The organism is Paenibacillus catalpae (assembly GCF_900112695.1).
Lineage (GTDB): Bacteria > Bacillota > Bacilli > Paenibacillales > Paenibacillaceae > Pristimantibacillus > Pristimantibacillus catalpae.
Window position 1 is genome coordinate 841,135 of the sequence record NZ_FOMT01000002.1, and the last position, 15,739, is coordinate 856,873.

General features: G+C 49.1%; 16 protein-coding genes. 8 read left to right on the forward strand and 8 right to left on the reverse strand.

What is annotated here, in order from left to right:
• Nucleotides 1–22: 22 nt before the first annotated feature.
• Together BM200_RS11495 and BM200_RS11500 are read left to right on the forward strand one after the other, a co-directional pair.
• Nucleotides 23–730 (forward strand): Cthe_2314 family HEPN domain-containing protein, encoded by a 708-nt coding sequence (locus BM200_RS11495; RefSeq protein WP_091185237.1) that lies wholly within the window; start codon nucleotides 23–25, stop codon nucleotides 728–730.
• A 26-nt stretch (nucleotides 731–756) separates the two neighbouring features.
• Nucleotides 757–1,536 (forward strand): SDR family oxidoreductase, encoded by a 780-nt coding sequence (locus tag BM200_RS11500; RefSeq protein WP_091185239.1) that lies wholly within the window; start codon nucleotides 757–759, stop codon nucleotides 1,534–1,536.
• Nucleotides 1,537–1,593: 57 nt separating this feature from the next.
• On the opposite strand, the gene BM200_RS11505 is transcribed toward BM200_RS11500, so the two are convergent.
• Complete coding sequence (locus BM200_RS11505; RefSeq protein ID WP_015846404.1) at nucleotides 1,594–1,836, reverse strand: NifU family protein; 243 nt, start codon at nucleotides 1,834–1,836, stop codon at nucleotides 1,594–1,596.
• An 86-nt stretch (nucleotides 1,837–1,922) separates the two neighbouring features.
• Here BM200_RS11505 and BM200_RS11510 point away from each other — a divergent pair, with 86 nt between their 5' ends.
• The gene (locus tag BM200_RS11510) at nucleotides 1,923–2,162 is read left to right on the forward strand and encodes a YuzB family protein (protein ID WP_091185241.1); all 240 of its coding nucleotides are present in this window, start codon (nucleotides 1,923–1,925) and stop codon (nucleotides 2,160–2,162) included.
• A 29-nt stretch (nucleotides 2,163–2,191) separates the two neighbouring features.
• On the opposite strand, the gene BM200_RS11515 is transcribed toward BM200_RS11510, so the two are convergent.
• Nucleotides 2,192–3,259, reverse strand: coding sequence for an NAD(P)/FAD-dependent oxidoreductase (locus BM200_RS11515; RefSeq protein WP_091185244.1), 1,068 nt, complete (start codon nucleotides 3,257–3,259; stop codon nucleotides 2,192–2,194).
• Between the two features lie 72 nt (nucleotides 3,260–3,331).
• The gene (gene mqnE, locus BM200_RS11520; protein WP_091185246.1) at nucleotides 3,332–4,435 is read right to left on the reverse strand and encodes an aminofutalosine synthase MqnE; all 1,104 of its coding nucleotides are present in this window, start codon (nucleotides 4,433–4,435) and stop codon (nucleotides 3,332–3,334) included.
• 299 nt (nucleotides 4,436–4,734) lie between these two features.
• On the opposite strand from mqnE, the gene BM200_RS11525 reads away from it, so the two are divergent.
• Complete coding sequence (locus tag BM200_RS11525; RefSeq protein WP_091185249.1) at nucleotides 4,735–5,091, forward strand: HesB/IscA family protein; 357 nt, start codon at nucleotides 4,735–4,737, stop codon at nucleotides 5,089–5,091.
• A 452-nt stretch (nucleotides 5,092–5,543) separates the two neighbouring features.
• On the opposite strand, the gene pstA is transcribed toward BM200_RS11525, so the two are convergent.
• From pstA to BM200_RS11545, 4 genes are all read right to left on the reverse strand, one after another.
• Entirely contained in the window at nucleotides 5,544–6,440 is an 897-nt protein-coding gene (pstA, locus tag BM200_RS11530; protein ID WP_091185251.1) for a phosphate ABC transporter permease PstA, read from the reverse strand.
• A complete protein-coding gene (gene pstC / locus BM200_RS11535) occupies nucleotides 6,437–7,387 on the reverse strand; it encodes a phosphate ABC transporter permease subunit PstC (RefSeq protein WP_091185254.1) in 951 nt (316 codons plus the stop codon). Before pstC ends, pstA begins: the two co-directional genes overlap by 4 nt.
• 86 nt (nucleotides 7,388–7,473) lie before the next feature.
• Nucleotides 7,474–8,340, reverse strand: a complete 867-nt coding sequence (locus BM200_RS11540; protein ID WP_091185256.1) for a phosphate ABC transporter substrate-binding protein — start codon at nucleotides 8,338–8,340, stop codon at nucleotides 7,474–7,476.
• 137 nt (nucleotides 8,341–8,477) lie between these two features.
• Nucleotides 8,478–9,809, reverse strand: coding sequence for a TolB family protein (locus tag BM200_RS11545; RefSeq protein WP_091185259.1), 1,332 nt, complete (start codon nucleotides 9,807–9,809; stop codon nucleotides 8,478–8,480).
• A 294-nt stretch (nucleotides 9,810–10,103) separates the two neighbouring features.
• Between BM200_RS11545 and BM200_RS11550 the strand changes: the two genes are divergently transcribed.
• The 4 genes from BM200_RS11550 to BM200_RS11565 all read left to right on the forward strand — a co-directional run bounded on the left by BM200_RS11550 (nucleotide 10,104) and on the right by BM200_RS11565 (nucleotide 14,705).
• Nucleotides 10,104–10,826, forward strand: a complete 723-nt coding sequence (locus BM200_RS11550) for a response regulator transcription factor (RefSeq protein WP_091185261.1) — start codon at nucleotides 10,104–10,106, stop codon at nucleotides 10,824–10,826.
• The gene (locus tag BM200_RS11555; RefSeq protein WP_091185264.1) at nucleotides 10,823–11,884 is read left to right on the forward strand and encodes a sensor histidine kinase; all 1,062 of its coding nucleotides are present in this window, start codon (nucleotides 10,823–10,825) and stop codon (nucleotides 11,882–11,884) included. The genes BM200_RS11550 and BM200_RS11555 overlap by 4 nt, the downstream gene beginning before the upstream one ends.
• A gap of 141 nt (nucleotides 11,885–12,025) precedes the next feature.
• Nucleotides 12,026–12,802, forward strand: coding sequence for an ABC transporter ATP-binding protein (locus BM200_RS11560; protein WP_091185267.1), 777 nt, complete (start codon nucleotides 12,026–12,028; stop codon nucleotides 12,800–12,802).
• The gene (locus BM200_RS11565; RefSeq protein ID WP_091185270.1) at nucleotides 12,777–14,705 is read left to right on the forward strand and encodes an ABC transporter permease; all 1,929 of its coding nucleotides are present in this window, start codon (nucleotides 12,777–12,779) and stop codon (nucleotides 14,703–14,705) included. The genes BM200_RS11560 and BM200_RS11565 overlap by 26 nt, the downstream gene beginning before the upstream one ends.
• Before the next feature lie 20 nt (nucleotides 14,706–14,725).
• On the opposite strand, the gene BM200_RS11570 is transcribed toward BM200_RS11565, so the two are convergent.
• Nucleotides 14,726–15,673 carry a coiled-coil domain-containing protein gene (locus BM200_RS11570; protein ID WP_091185272.1) on the reverse strand — a complete coding sequence of 316 codons (948 nt, stop codon included), beginning with the start codon at nucleotides 15,671–15,673 and terminating at the stop codon, nucleotides 14,726–14,728.
• Between the last annotated feature and the right edge of the window lie 66 nt (nucleotides 15,674–15,739).

Here is a 15,739-nt window from a genome sequence, read left to right on the forward strand (position 1 = left end):
GCAAGAGAGGCGGTAATGATCGATGCTGCGTTTTCTATTTGATGAACCGGAACGGGAGCCGGAAGGCCGTCTTGGAGAGACGATGCAGCTGATGAATCAGTTCGTAGCGCATCTGCATGAGAAGATCGAAGCAGGCAAGGATGCGGACCATAAGCTGCGTACCTACGAAGTGTGGACGAAGGGACTCTTTGCTTCTTTGAACGAGATCGAGCAGAGCTGCTATGCTGCGCGACGCTTCAAGGAGCAAATCAAGGCCCCTTCCGTGAGCCAGATGTCAGAGGAAGAAAAGCTGGTGTATCAGCGGTACGTCTATTTTGACAAAAATGCATTTATCCGTATTTTTGCCCTGCTCGATAAGCTGAGCATCCTGCTGAATGACATGCTTGATATGAAGACGGAACGGATTAAGCCTCATTTCTCCTACTTCACCGTTCTGCGCAATATGCGTGACAAGAAGGCTCATCCGGATTTGACCTGGAAGCTGAACGACATCAAGGAGAGTCTCAAGGAACCGATGGGGCGGCTGAGGAAGCGCCGTAACACCGAGATTCATTACATGAATACGGAAATGCAGGATGATCTCGCTCAGAGTCATAAAATGTACGGACAGGAAGTTCAGCTTGAAAATATTGAGGCGCAGTCCGAGGATCTTCAGCATGGCTTGCAAATGGTAACAGGATCATTACGCCTTACCTTTGATTATGCTTGCAAATTAATACGAACCAGGTAGGCTTATTATCGCGAGGAGGAGTGCTCGTGGAGCTGATGGGCAGAACGGCGCTTGTAACCGGAAGCGCCAAAGGGCTTGGCAAACGGACTGCACTGCAGCTCGCAAGTCTTGGCTGCAGCATCGTGTTAAACTACCTGGGAAGCAGGCAGGAGGCGCTGGAGCTTCAGCGTGAGATTGAACAGATCGGCGTAAGAGCAATCGCTATACAAGGCGATATTTCCGTTCCGGCAGGTGTGGCGAAGCTGGCTGCAGAAGCGGAAGCCTGGAACGGGGGCATTGATATTCTCGTGAACAATGCGGGTCCGTTTATACGGGAGCGCCGTTTGTTCGCGGATTACAGTGAGGAATCCATCACTCAACTCTTGAACGGCAATCTGCTTGGGGTTATGCTGCTTGATCGCAAGCTGCTCTCAGGCATGCGCGAGAGGGGCTGGGGACGTATTATCCACCTTGGCTTCGGTCATGCGGATGAAGCGAGAGCATGGCCGCACAGGGCCGTGTATGCCGCTGCAAAGACGGGACTCGTCTCCTTCACCAAGTCACTGGCGGTTGAAGAGGCGCCGTACGGAATTACCGTGAATATGATTGGACCCGGAGATATCCGCGGCCTGAACAAGGAGCGGACGATTGTGGAGGCTGCCTATGACAGGGATATGGAATCGCCGGTCGGCAGGCCGGGAACCGGTGAAGATATAGCAAGAGTCATCGGCTTCCTGTGCCAGCCCAGTTCTGATTTTCTAACGGGCAGCATTATTAACGTAACCGGCGGCTTTGATGCCATTCGTTCGAACATTATCGGTTTATAAGGAAACAAAAAAAGAGTCTTGCCCGCGATAAGCGGGCAAGACTCTTTGTGTTTAAGCTTAGAATACCTGAACAACTTCCTGTACGCCTTCAACCTCTTCGAGCAGAGCGCGCTCGATGCCGGCTTTCAGCGTAATCGTGGAACTTGGGCAGCTTCCGCATGCGCCCATCAGACGCAGTTTAACGATACCGTCCTCTACGTCTACCAGTTCTACGTCACCGCCGTCGCGTTGCAGGAACGGACGCAATTTATCCAGTACGTCCAGTACTTCATCGTACATTGTATCTTGTGCTTGACTCATTGCAATCATCTCCCTTCTCCCCTATTATAGTACAAAGTGCAACGATTGAAAATGGATATCAACCGTTAAGGCCAGGTGATTAAAAATTGTCAAAACCGCTTATCGAGTTCTGCAACGGCAATATGCATCACGGAACCGAAGAAATCATGAAGCAGCTCAAGCAAAATAATCAGCTGAAGGTGATCGAATACGGATGTCTTGGCAACTGCGGTGAATGTTATTTGAAGCCATTCGCGTTAGTTGACGGCAGGATTATCGCTGCCGATTCCATAGAGGAATTGGATCAACGTATTCGAGAAACCATCAGCATAAAGCTAAAGCCATAATATAATATCCGATTATCCGCTATTTAAGACTAGCCGAAATGGCGTTTCGATTTCCAGAGTATACCGCTCTTGATCAAACGCGGAATTTTTCCCATCATTGGCGTGCTGCCCATGAGGCCAAAGCCGCTTTTCTTGCCAAGGGAACCCATTACACCTTTTAACTTGAGTTTGCCAAGCTTAGGCGTTTTGTTGTTCCAAATGGCATGAATAACTTCTGCAATTTGCTTGCCTTGCGCACCGGCTGCTTGACCGCTTGGCGAGAAAGGCAGGGATGCGCAGTCACCGCAAATAAAGACATCATTATAGTCCGGCAATTGATGGTATTCATTCACAATAAGCCGGCCTTGTTTGTCCTTTGGCAGATTCATGCGCTGAACAATCTCAACAGGCTGAATGCCGGCTGTCCATACCGTTACGTCTGTCAGGATCGTTTGATTCGCGTTTGAATCATGCAATACCCCTTGCTCAAGACGACACAAGGATATATGGCTGAGCATCTCAACATCATGCTCTCTGAACCAGGAAGCCACAAACTTCTGCAGCGATCCAGGGAAGGCCGACATGACGCTTGGTCCGCGGTCAATGATGCGGATGTTCAGGTCGGAACGGCTTTCGCGCAGCTCGGCTGCCACCTCAACCCCGCTAAGACCGCCGCCGATAATGGACACTTGGCCATAAGGCTTCACGTCGTTCAGCAGCTGGTATGTTTTGCGTGCATTCGAGAGCGTTTGAATGCTTGTTGAGAACTCTTCCGCACCTTCGATGCCATGGTAATTATCGGTACAGCCAAGTCCAACGACGAGCCATTCGTAATCGATTGGATCTTGACCTTCGAGATAGACAAGCTTGTTGTCCAAATCGATATCTGTAATTTCTCCGTAACGTGTTGTTAAACGCGGATCCTGCGGGAACTTAACGCGGATCTCAAGATCAGATACCGTTCCGGCAGCAAGTGCATAATACTCGGTTTTAAGGCCTTGATAAGGCATGCGGTCAATAAGAATGACTTCTACGTCGATTGGCAGCTGTTTCTCGATGACATCTGCTGCGATCGCCTGGCCGCCGTAACCGCCGCCCAAAATAACAAATTTTCTCATATGATTTCCCTACCCAACTCCAAAATGATGAATGACTTGTTGTGTGCCTAATATGTGCGTCTAGCCGCGTGATTACTCATATACTTTAATTTCGTTATAGAACGTATCTCTCTCCACTGGGATACGTCCGGCTCCTTTAATGAGCCATAAGAGGTCCTCACGCGTGATGCCTTCCGGCGTTAGCGCGCCTGCCGAATGGCTGATTCTTTCTTTTACAATCGTGCCATGAGCGTCTGAAGCGCCCATCGTCAGCGCAACCTGAGTCAGCTGCGTGCCGATGTTAATGAAGTAAGCTTTAATATGCTGAATGTTATCCAGCATCAGACGGCTGATCGCTATTGTCTTCAAATCCTCGTAGGCCGAGTTGCGACGACGAATCCCGGCTTTCGGATTGATCGGCTGCATGGACAACGGAATGAAAACCTGGAAGCCGTTTGTTTCATCCTGAAGCTCGCGGATCTGCATCATGTGACGGATGCGGTCCTCATGGGATTCAATCGAACCGTACAGCATCGTTGTATGCGTGCGCAGGCCAAGATTATGAGCAGTGCGGTGCACCTCTAAATATTGGCTGACATCGGCTTTGTCAACGCGCATTTTTTTGCGGTAATGATCGGATAATATTTCTGCGCCTCCGCCTGTCAGCGATTTAAGGCCGACTTTCATCAGTTCTTCCAATACTTCCTTGTAGCTTAAGCCGCTAATACGCGAGAAAAAGTCGATCTCCGCAGCTGTGTAGGCTTTGAGCGTGACTTCAGGGAAGCGCTCATGCAAGGCCTTCAGGGAATCGACGTAATATTGGAACGGAACATGTGGGTTATGCCCGCCTACAATATGGAATTCTCGTACACCAGGGTGGAAGTGCTGCTCAACGTACTCAATCATTTCCTGACCGGACAAGGTGTAAGCGCCCGGAGCGCCCTCGTCTTTGCGGAAATTACAAAATGCACAATGCGCTTCGCAGACATTCGTAAAGTACAAGCTCATGTTTTCGATAAAATAAACTTTCTTTCCGTTCTTCTGAAGATTGACTTCATTAGCTAGTTGCCCAATTGTAAGCAGATCATCCGATTGATACAGGAATACACCGTCTTCCAGTGTAAGGCGCTCTCCGTTTCGGACTTTGTCGATGATCGACTGCATTTGCTTATTATCAGATGGAATGATGACGTTCATCTTGGCAACCTCCTTTTTCTCAAAAGTTAGTTCAGGATCTAGTGCGCGGCATGCTGCCATTTATCGTTCTTGTGACGAGTAGATTCATTTCGGCGATGCCTTTGTGAAAAAAATAACTTGCTCATCCGATTAAGAAAGCTTCCATTATTATAAACCCGTACGTAAAAGGCGGCAACACCTAAAGTCTTCAACTCGCGGCAAGCAGCAGGCACACATCTCTTGAGGAAGCGCGGGAAGAGGAGTATACTACAACTATAACGATACATTTTATCTTGTTTATCATAGAGGAGGGACGAGGCATGATCACTATTAGTGAATCGGCAACTGACAAAATAAAAGAAATGCTCGAGGAGGAAGGAACTCCCGGACTATTCCTGCGCATTGGCGTAAAGGAAGGCGGCTGCACAGGCTTCTCCTACGGCATGGGCTTTGATGATGAAGAGCATGAGAACGACAAGGCGATGGAAGTCGCGGACCTGAAAGTGGTTGTAGACGACGACAGCTTGAAATATTTGAATGGTCTTATTATCGACTGGAAAGAATCCGCAATGGGCGGCGGCTTCACGATCGAGAACCCGAACGCAACAGCAACTTGCGGCTGCGGATCATCGTTCCGTACAGCAGCTGCGGCTGGTAAACCGGATAGCGACTGCTGAGCACGCCTGTGCTCAGCTTTTTTTTGTGGCCGGGGCAGGCTGCGCAAAAGAATGTTCTTCCAATCGCCATTGTTACCGTAATCTTTGAATTTATCGTACAAGGTACGATTCCGGTAACAAAAGCGAGCACTCCGTTTTTCTAGAACATTCTTTTGCTCCGCCTGTACGGCGAAGTTAAAAAGCATTCGCAAAAGGCTAAGCTCAGCCAGCCTTTTGTTCACCTTTTTAGACAGGTCGCAAACACAACCTGTCTCTAAATAAATCTAACCGGCGTCCTATTTAATGGACGCCGGTTTTTGTTTAAAAAAAGAAGTCGCAGCGGAACGGAGGAAGTGAATGCTTTTTAGGAGCGAAGCGTCCGCCTTTGTATTCGGATTGAAACCTTGAAAACATTGTTCCAATTAATCCGAATACAACAGCGGTCGAAAAAGCATTCACTTACGTAGTGGCCATTACGACCTCTGCATCTTACGAGAATTCAGCCAAAGCGGAATACGGAACACGAGATTGATCAACAGAACGAAGAACACGAGTACCGCGGCCGCCTTCTGCGCGATCTCCTGGGCGTCCGGAACAATCGCTTCGGACTGAACATACCACAGGTGCACGGCAAGTGTCTCGCCCGGAGAGAAGAGGCTGAAATCCCACATTTCGCCGGAGGTTGTCACACCGGCAGTCAGAATAATAACGGCGCTTTCGCCAAAGGCGCGGCCAGCTACAAGACAGATCCCGGTAATAATTCCGTTCATAGCTGCAGGGATCAAGGCGCGAATAATCGTCTGTAAATGTGTGGCCCCCAGCGCAAAGGAGGCGTTCTTCAGTTCCTTCGGTACGGCACGAATCGATTCTTCCGTGACGCGGGTAAGAACAGGCAGGTTCAGGAAGGCCAGACTGACGGCACCGCCGAGAATCGTCAAGCCAATATCGAACATCTCCACGAACAGCGCTATGCCAAACAAACCAAAGATGATCGAAGGGACGGAAGCGAGTCCCTCTACGCAAATCCTTACAAACGAGATCAGCTTATTGTCCGGCGCAAACTCCGCGAGATAAATGCCTGCCGCCATGCCAAGCGGAATAGAGATCAGCAGCGACAGGAACAGGATATAGAAAGAGTTCAGCAGGGCAGGTCCAATACCGCCGCCCTCATCGATTTCGCTTGGCAGACCAAACAGGAAGTTCCAGGAGAGCTTGGGCAAGCCGTCTTTCAGAATTAGAAAGAGAAGCCCCAGGATAAACAGGACCACAACAATGCCAACGGTCCAGACTAGAACCGTAAAGAAGCGGTTATTAAAGCTGTTGATTCCTCTTTTTCCGCGGAACGGATTGACGGTGTTTACATTACTCATTGCTGTGCTCCTTTCCGCTGCAGCCAGCGTACGCCAACAATCATAAGAAGGGAGATTGCAAGCAACAGGAAGCCCATAAAGTACAAGGCATAGTTCCATGTTGAGTCAAAAGGAACGTTAGCAATCTGCATTACGATGTTGCTCGTCAGGACAGAGGTTGGTTTAAGAAGGCTGTCTGCAAATTGCGGGGTATTGCCGATAACCATAACAACGGCCATCGTCTCACCGATGGCGCGGGCCATTCCCAAAATGACGGCATACATGATGCCGCTGCGCGCGGAAGGGATAAGCACCTTCCATACGGTTTGGAAACGGGTAGCCCCAAGGGCATACGAAGCATCGCTAAATTTCTTGGGAACTGCAGTGATCGAATCATCGCTGATCCGGCTGATCGTTGGAAGCACCATAATGGTCAGCACGAGGGAAGCGGCGAGCAGGCCGTCACCCATGCCGGTACCCGTAACATCACGGATGAGCGGAATAAGGACGGTCAGGCCAAGGTAGCCGTACACAACCGATGGGATACCGACGAGCAGGTCCATCACCGGACGAAGCGTGTTTTTCAGCCAAGACGGAACAAAGGTTGACAGAAACACGGCAATCAAGAGCGAGAGCGGGACGGAAATAACCAAGGTCAGCAAAGTAAGGGCAAACGTACCGAATATGAACAGGAGAGCACCGTACTGTTCGGTCTCCGGGCTCCATTCAGTCGAAAGGAAAAATTCGGAGAAGGATACATCTCCAAAAGTCAGTATACCTGTGCGGAACATCAAGAGAAGAATGAGGAACAAGATAAGGCAGACAAACCCGGCGCAGGCAATACAAACATAACGGAACAAGCGGTTCATTACAAAAAGGCGTTTCTTTCGGTCAAACGGCTTGCCGCTTCCCGTCAAAAGACTGCCGCCCAGATCGATCTGGCCCGCAGTTGATGAGGTATCTAACATAAATACGATCGGCTCCTTTGGTAGCAAGCAGCCGCCTTGTCGCTTCGCGAAAGACGGCCGCCGTTACCTGTATTAAATTAGTTAAATTATTTCATTGCCGAGATCGGGATGAACTTCAGCTTTTTCAGCGAACCGTTCTGGAACTTCGTGCTTTGAACATATTTGATGAACTCTTTTACTACGCCTGTTGGTTGGCCTTTTGTCATGTAGTAGCCGTAGCCCCAAACTTTATATTTGCCGTTAATGATGTTATCGATAGTTGGAGCAACACCGTTAATGCTTACAGCCGTCATTTTTGTCGTAATGTAAGCGAAGTCTACGAAACCGATGGCATTAGGCGTGGATTCGATTGTTGTTTTCATATCGCCGCTCGATTTTACTTCTTTGTAGTTATCGCCTTTTGTCATGAAGGCAGTACCCATAAGAGCTTTTTGCTGGAAGTTAACGCGCGTGCCGGAGCCAAACGTACGGTTAACAACGATAATGTCAGCATCTTTGCCGCCTACTTCTTTCCAGTTCGTAACTTTGCCGGAGAAGATGTCTTGCAGCTGTTTTGTAGTCAGGTTTGTTGCCGTTACGTTCTTGTTTACTACTGCCGCGAAAGGAATAACAGCAACCTTGTTAGCGACTTGGCCCGTGAAAGCTTCGAAGCCAGGAGCTGGTTTCGTTGCATCCCAGTCAATGGCGCCGATATCCGCGATTCCTTTGCGGACCGATTGTGGACCAGTGATGGAGCCTGCCGCCGAAGCGGAAATTTTAACCTTCGGATTCAGCTTCTTGAATTCATTAGCCGCTTGAAGAGTGAGCGGAAGAAGAGCGGATGAACCGTTGATTACGATTTTGCCGGACAGCTTGCTGGCTGCTTCTGTTTTAGCAGGGGCTTGGACAGAGCCAAGGCCGATCGTTGCGATAAGAGCGGCTACCGTAGCCGCTTTGAGCCAATTGAGTTTCATTGTTTTATTTTCCTCCTAAAATGAATTGTGAAGCCATTCATACTTCGTAAGCATGTGCGTATGAATTGTCACACAAATGGCCTAATTCTGGCCTTTTGTGATGACTCTTGCTTCGTAAGCATCATCTAATGAATGGTTTAGCGGGTAATCGTTGTGAATTTGCCATTAACCGGAACAGCCAGCTGGCCGCTGCTGATAGCTGCGATATCGCCTTTGCCCGAAACAATCAGCTCGGTTACGTTATCAGATACTCCGTACAGCTTGCTTGCAGTACCGGTTGCAGGATCAAGAGCGCTAATGCTGTTAGCTTCGCCTTTTGCCGTGAGCAGGATCAGCTTGCCTTCAGCTTGATTCAGTTGGTATACATCTTCCGCGCTGTAGACGCTTGCTGCCGCTAAAGTAGCTGTATCTACCGAAGCGACGCTGCCTACCGCATCGTCGTTGATGCTTACGAAGTAAGCTTTCGAACCGTCAGCGGACAGCTCCAGGAACGCCTTGTCGCTCGTGTCTTTCGTCAACTGAACCGGTTTGTTATCCGATTTAGCCGAGTCGTAGAAATAAGCTTGCGTTTCTGTTCCTGTAGGATCGATGTTGACGTCATCTTTGTCTACATCTGTGCTGTCCCCAGTTACAACCGGCTGTTTAATCAGGAGGTAAGCAACTTTAGTGCCGTCAGCGGATACCGTAAGGTTGGCTTTGTAGTCCACTTTATCTTCCAGTACTTTTGTTACGGCGCCGTCAGCAAGGCTAAGCTTGCAAATCACGGAGTTCTTGTCCCCTTGGAAGAAGAAGATCGAGCTGCCGTCAGCCGAGAATTGCATTTCGTTTTTGATTGATGTGTCTGTGCTTACTTTTGTAGATTGCTTTGTGCTAAGGTCAATGACGTTAACGGTGCCGTCAGCTTCGGAATAAGCGGCTTTCGAACCATCCGGGGACACGATCAGTTCCGATGTGTCAGACGAAGTGAGCAGAAGTTCATTTTTACCTGTCGCAGCATCAACCAGGTAATCTTCGCGGCCAGTATCGACAGTTTTCGATGCGATCAGCTTCGAAGCATTCACCCAAGTCACTTGATCAACGTTCTCAAGGAATTTGATCGAGGTGATATTGCCGTTCGAGTAGCCAACACCCAGCTTGGTAAGGAAGCTTACCGGCTCAACAAAAGCTGTACCGTTCACAGTCACCGCATCACTAAGGTTAACGACGTTGTGATTCAATTGAACAGTAATGGTGCTGCCTGTCACATTCAGTGAAGCTTCAAGAGCTTTCGCCAGGTCGCGAACGGATGCGAGCGTTACACCTTGCGCGTCAATCGTGCGGATAGCGGCAGGTTGGCCGTTGACGGAAACTGTTATCGAACCGATTTGAACCGCTTGTGCCGATTGTACGGCCGATTGTGCCATTACTGGTGTAACAGCTGCTGCTCCAATTGCTGTTGCGAGCACGGAAATGACTACTGCTTTTTTCATGTGTAGTTCGTCACCTTTCTTATTTTCGAATAATTGCTAGGTCCGACGGCCCTTCGCCGGTATGTATGATTGGCCTTGATTTTTACCCCCGTCAAGCCGCGTCGGAACTATTTCGGTTGCAAAGTTAGTCTAACAGCGGATTATTATCCCATTATTTAGAAAATGTAATGATTTTGTGAAGATAGTCCTAGGTTGATTGGGAGGGGGTAAATTGCTATCCTAAAATGACATGGGTTTCTTTTTACAGAAGTATCCATTAATAGGATGCTGTAAGGAATGAGGAGGATTATCGGTATGTATCGGATATTTATCATCGAGGATGATGACAAAATAGGAGCTATTCTGAAATCAACGATGGAGAAATACGGGTTTGAGGCGGAAAGAGCCGTTCACTTCAAGGATCTGCTTGGAGAGTTTACAGCCTATGACCCGCATCTGGTTCTGCTGGACATCAATCTGCCGTATTTCGACGGCTTTTATTGGTGCAGACAAATACGGACAAGATCTAACGTTCCGATTCTGTTCATTTCCGCCCGTGAAGGAGAGATGGATCAGGTGATGGCCATTGAAAATGGCGGGGACGATTATCTTCCGAAGCCAATCCATCTGGATCTTCTGCTTGCGAAGGTAAAGGGCGCTTTGCGGCGGGCATACGGAGAATACGCTGCCGCTTCGGCTGCTACAGCTGCTTCGGCGGCTGAACTTGAATTGTACAGCCTGCGGTTAAATCTTAGCCGCAATGAGCTGGAGTGGCGGGGGGAGCGGACGGAGCTGACCAAGAACGAGCGGCTGCTCGCTGAGGCTTTTATGAAAAGGCCGGATGAAATTGTAGCAAGAGAACAGCTTCTCGAAGCATTATGGGATGATGTTCAATTTGTTGATGACAATACATTAACCGTTAACGTCACCCGTCTGCGCAAGAAGCTCGAGGAAATTGGAATTATAAAAGCGATTGAGACGGTTCGCGGACAAGGCTACCGGCTGAATGCCGAAGCGCTGCGGGAGGCAGGAGCATGATTCGTGCTTACCTCTGGGACCGGAAATTTATAATCGCACTTTACCTGTTAGGCTGTCTGCTGGCTTGTGCGATGTTTTTGCTGGACAAGCTGCGTTATGAGGGCAGAGCGGATGCAGGGCTTGTCTACTATTATGCCGAGCTGGCTTTCTTTCTGCTTATCGCAGGGCTAACGGTCGATTTTCTTCGCCAGCGGAATTATTATAAACAGCTTCAGGATGCCATTGATCATGGAACAGAGCTTAAAGCCTCTATGGGGATTACATCCGGCATTACGAGAGAGCAGTTGGCTGTACAGCGGCTGCTTGCCGCGCAGTATGGCGCCTATTTGACGGAACTCAGCCAATACCGCAGACAGCAGGAGCAGTATAATCATTTTGTCCTGCAATGGGTCCATCATATGAAGACGCCCGTATCTGTTATTGATCTGCTGGTGCAGGAGGCGCTGCAGGAGCGGGCTGTGGAGCAAGCTGACAAGGAGAGGCTTCAAAGCATCAGGGAAGAGGCGGGCAGGATGACAAGAGGGCTGGATATGATGCTGCATACGGCAAGGCTCGACAAGATTGAATTTGATCTGCATCTCCGCTCCGTTCCTCTGCATGAGGCTGCCCGAAGCGTCATTAATGCTCACAAGCAGCTCTGCATCAGGCATGCGATCTTTCCCAGGATTGAGGGGGAGGCAGTTGCCGAGACGGATGAGAAATGGCTGACGTTTATTCTGAACCAGCTGATTGGCAATGCGATTAAATATTCGAAGAGAAAGCCGGGATCGAAGAAACTCGTCATCCGCATTGAACAGGAAACGGATTTAAGTGCGACCAGGCTGTCTATTATAGATGAAGGAATTGGAATTGAGGCTCATGATCTGCCGCGCATTTTTGATCCGTTCTTCACAGGGGAAAACGGACGTGCCGTTGAGGAGTCAACGGGTATGGGGCTATATCTGACCAAGCAGGTATGCAGCCGTCTCGGCCATGAGCTATCTGTCGAATCGAAAGTTGGTGCCGGTACGACAGTTGCGGTTATTTTCCGCCCCGAAGGAATCCACTTGCTGCGTTAAGTGATGCAACATGACAAAATCGTAAGGTTTGAAGCCTCCATTTGAAAGGTAAATCGATGGGTTCATGATGGCGCGTGGCGGTATACTGAGTCCATAATCAAAACAAAACGAACCAGTGTGAATCATAGGGAGGCTATTACGATGAGCGTATTGCAAACGAAAGGGATTGGAAAGATTTATCATTCAAAGGGGAACCTGTCCTACCGGGCGCTTGAGGATATTGATCTGAACATAGAAGCGGGAGAGTTTGTTGGCGTTATGGGTCCTTCGGGGAGCGGGAAGACGACACTTCTTAATCTGCTGGCAACGATTGACCGTCCAACTTCGGGTGAGCTTGAAATTAACGGCGTGCAGCCCGCCAAGCTTAGCGACAAGAAGCTGGCCTTGTTCCGCCGAAGAGAGCTTGGCTTTGTTTTCCAGGACTTTAACCTGCTGGATACGATGACGATTAAGGAAAACATTATTTTGCCGCTGGTGCTGGAGGGTGTTGCGCCGCGTGTGATTGAAGAGAAGCTGAAGCCGCTCGCGATTATGTTGAATATTGAAGCGATCTTGGACAAGCGGACTTATGAAGTATCGGGCGGACAGAAGCAGCGTGCCGCTATTGCCCGGGCAATCATCCATCAGCCTGCTCTTGTACTTGCCGACGAGCTGACCGGTAACCTGGACTCCAAGGCAGCGAAGGATGTTATGGACGCCTTGAAGGATATGAACGAAAGGCTTCGCGCGACTGTCCTGATGGTTACTCATGACCCGTTCTCTGCAAGCTATTGTCAACGGATTGTCTTTATCAAAGACGGCAAGCTGTTCTCGGAAATCCGGAGAGGGACAAACCGTCAGGCTTTCTTCCAGCAGATCCTGGATGCTTTGAGTGTATTGGGAGGTAATTTCGATGACGTTCCGTTCGCTCGCGCTTAGTAATATGAAGGGGAATTGGCGTTCCTACAGCGCCTTTTTCCTCAGCTGCGTGTTCTCCGTACTTATCTTTTATATGTACTCGTCGTTTATTTTTCACCCGGATGTAGTAAACGGACATATTCAGCAGGCGGCGAAGGTGAGAAGGGGGATGATGTTCTGCCTCTATATAATAGGCATCTTCTCGTTCCTGTTTGTCCTCTATTCCAATTCAGCCTTTCTGAAGACAAGGAAGCAGGAATTCGGCCTGTTGTCTTTGTTCGGGATGACCAAAGCCCAGCTTAGAAAGCTGGTTATCTATGAAAGCATTGCTATTGCTCTTCTGTCCATCGGGACGGGTATCGGACTAGGCATGTTGTTCAGCAAGCTGTTTTTCATGGCGTTATCGGTGTTTCTTAAAGTATCAGACCCTATACCGTTTGCGGCACCGCTTAAGGCAATCGGAATGACCGGACTTGGTTTTTTTGTTTTATTCGTAGCTATTGCGGTATTGACTTCGCTCCGGATCGGCAAAGCCGAGCTGGTCGAGCTGTTCAGTGCAGGCCGTAAACCAAAGGGGCAGCTACTGTTCTCGCCTTGGCTTGTTGCGCTGGCTCTTGTATCGCTTGGTTCGGGGTATGTAATGGCGATTATGCTGGATCCGTTTAACTTCTTCTATATGGCGCTGCTTATACTTGTAACGGTGACGATCGGAACCTATTTTCTGTTCACGCAGTTCAGCGTGCTCCTTATCCGGTTTCTGCAAAAGCGTCATTCCGTCTTCTACAACCGGACGAATATGGTCGTGCTTTCACAGCTTGGCTATAAGCTGAAGGATAACGCGCGGATTCTGTTTATGGTATCCATTATGAGTGCGGTCATCTTAACCGCGTCAGGTACGTTTTATTTGATGCAGATCAGCGCTAAACAACAGATTTTTCAGTACTATCCGTATGCGGTAGCCGTGATGGAGAAAGGGCTTCAAAGCCATGAGGTTATTGATCCGGATGGGCTGAAGACGCATCTTCGTGAGGCCGGCCATCCGGTTACGGATGAGAAGATTGTCGTCGGCGCAAGCGTCGCAAGCATTAAGCTGACACGAAGCACTGGTGATAATATCGAGTATAATCCGGATACGATGATGATCTCGGAGTCCGACTATAACCGTTTGGCCGAGGCGCAAGGAAAGAAGAATATTGATTTGAAGCCGGGTACGGTAGCGATGCCGGGATCCTTCAGCCCTCCTATTGAACGGTTTCAGGGGACTGTGCAGGGCACTGCTTTTGATTATGCCGTATCGACCGACCTTTCAGACAGCGTGATGAACCAGACGGATATGAACTGGATGACTGTTATTGTGGAGGACAGCGACTATAAGCTGCTTCTTGCAAATGTGCCGGAAAGCGAGCAGCTTGTCTGGTACGGGTATGAAGTGAAGGACTGGGAAAATGCAGGCTCAGCTATTAAGAAGCTGCAAGTGCCGGAAGATCTTGAAGGACAAATTAACCGCAACCGGGCTGATAACTTCGCAAATATGAAAGAAACAAGCTCGCTGACGCTGTTTATCGGCTTGTTCATCAGTCTGCTGTTCTTTATTGCATCGGGCAGCTTGATTTACTTCAAAATGTTTACGGAATTGCAGGAGGATCAGGCGCAGTTTAACGCGCTCAAACGGATTGGCATGACGAAGCAGGAGATACGTAAAATAACGGTGACACAGATCGCAATTATTTTTTATCTGCCTTGCCTGGTCGGAATGATTCATGCGTTGTTCGCCATGAAAGCGCTCGACGGACTGATGGGATCAAGCGTGTGGCTGTATTCGCTTGTCATAATCGGGATCTTCGTTGTTATGCAGACGATCTACTTCCTGCTGGCAAGCATGAGCTATTCCAAAGGCTTGAATAGAGAAACGGCCAGCGCTTAATGCGCCGGCCGTTTTTTTTATCAAATCGTATTCTGCTGTTCCAGCCAAGCGGTGCGTTTGCTCTGCAAGCCGACTAGTATTCCTTCCGCCGCTTTGTACTCGGATTGAAGTTTATTGACGACGATTCTTACCTGATGAGCCGCTTCAGAGGTTCTTTCCTGCGTCTCTTTAATCCGTTGCTGGACGATCCAGTCGGTAATCAGTCCGTCGAACCAGTAGTCCCCGAATTTCAGCAGGCCGCTGATATCGATGTGAATGTCGAGGTTTTGCTTTAAGTCTGCAAGCTCATCCCGGAAGCTTTTGAGCTCATGATTGGCTGCCGCAATAGACGCTTTGGCATCATCAATATGTTCATGCTTGATATGAGTAGAAATAAGTCCGCCGTTGCCCCAAGTATCCCAATTGCCCCAGTTGATCGCTTTATCCAGACTGTTGATTGCGGGCTCTAAGGAGGCAAGCACTCGCCTGCCTGCCGAGAACGCTTCATTCAGCTCGCGCACGACAGCTTTTTGGGCTGCAATATCGTTCTCCATGGCCATCAGTTCAGTGGCTTTGTCGGGCATAGTTCTAAGCGCTTGTTCCTGTTCACTAAGAAGCCTGTAATAGTCCTTCTCAGCGCTTTGGTTAGACGTCATGATCAAACCAGCTTGAATAATATCTTCCTTGAGCTTGTCGCGTTCTTGCTGGGCCTCCTGAAGCTTCAAAGCAACGGAAAGCGCCTGCTGTCGTTCCAATTCCAACTGCTCGTCTTTGCTGCGAAGCAGCGTATGGAACAGATTTGTCAAAGTCATCTTGGTCAGCTTATCTACATCGGCCTGCTCCGTTGCAAGATCGAGCTCCAATCGTATAATTTGCCTTTCCAGCTCATTTAATCGGGAGCGAAATTGACTTTGCCTGCGTACCGCTTTGTCCAGCTCATATTTGCGTTCCTTCGCCGAGGCTAGTCGATCAAATAAGGAATCTGTCATAAGTAGGAATTCCCTCCTGGAATAGGGTGACTGTTTTCAGCTCTATACGGGACGGGGCTGATTAGG

Excerpts from the sequence above, each read along its gene's own strand:
- BM200_RS11495 (WP_091185237.1), top strand. The coding sequence starts at position 23 with ATGCTGCGTTTTCTATTTGATGAACCGGAACGGGAGCCGGAAGGCCGT.
- BM200_RS11570 (WP_091185272.1), bottom strand. The coding sequence starts at position 15,673 with ATGACAGATTCCTTATTTGATCGACTAGCCTCGGCGAAGGAACGCAAA.
- BM200_RS11515 (WP_091185244.1), bottom strand. The coding sequence starts at position 3,259 with ATGAGAAAATTTGTTATTTTGGGCGGCGGTTACGGCGGCCAGGCGATC.
- BM200_RS11545 (WP_091185259.1), bottom strand. The coding sequence starts at position 9,809 with ATGAAAAAAGCAGTAGTCATTTCCGTGCTCGCAACAGCAATTGGAGCA.
- BM200_RS11525 (WP_091185249.1), top strand. The coding sequence starts at position 4,735 with ATGATCACTATTAGTGAATCGGCAACTGACAAAATAAAAGAAATGCTC.
- BM200_RS11505 (WP_015846404.1), bottom strand. The coding sequence starts at position 1,836 with ATGAGTCAAGCACAAGATACAATGTACGATGAAGTACTGGACGTACTG.
- mqnE (WP_091185246.1), bottom strand. The coding sequence starts at position 4,435 with ATGAACGTCATCATTCCATCTGATAATAAGCAAATGCAGTCGATCATC.
- BM200_RS11550 (WP_091185261.1), top strand. The coding sequence starts at position 10,104 with ATGTATCGGATATTTATCATCGAGGATGATGACAAAATAGGAGCTATT.
- BM200_RS11565 (WP_091185270.1), top strand. The coding sequence starts at position 12,777 with ATGACGTTCCGTTCGCTCGCGCTTAGTAATATGAAGGGGAATTGGCGT.
- pstC (WP_091185254.1), bottom strand. The coding sequence starts at position 7,387 with ATGTTAGATACCTCATCAACTGCGGGCCAGATCGATCTGGGCGGCAGT.
- BM200_RS11540 (WP_091185256.1), bottom strand. The coding sequence starts at position 8,340 with ATGAAACTCAATTGGCTCAAAGCGGCTACGGTAGCCGCTCTTATCGCA.
- BM200_RS11555 (WP_091185264.1), top strand. The coding sequence starts at position 10,823 with ATGATTCGTGCTTACCTCTGGGACCGGAAATTTATAATCGCACTTTAC.
- BM200_RS11560 (WP_091185267.1), top strand. The coding sequence starts at position 12,026 with ATGAGCGTATTGCAAACGAAAGGGATTGGAAAGATTTATCATTCAAAG.
- pstA (WP_091185251.1), bottom strand. The coding sequence starts at position 6,440 with ATGAGTAATGTAAACACCGTCAATCCGTTCCGCGGAAAAAGAGGAATC.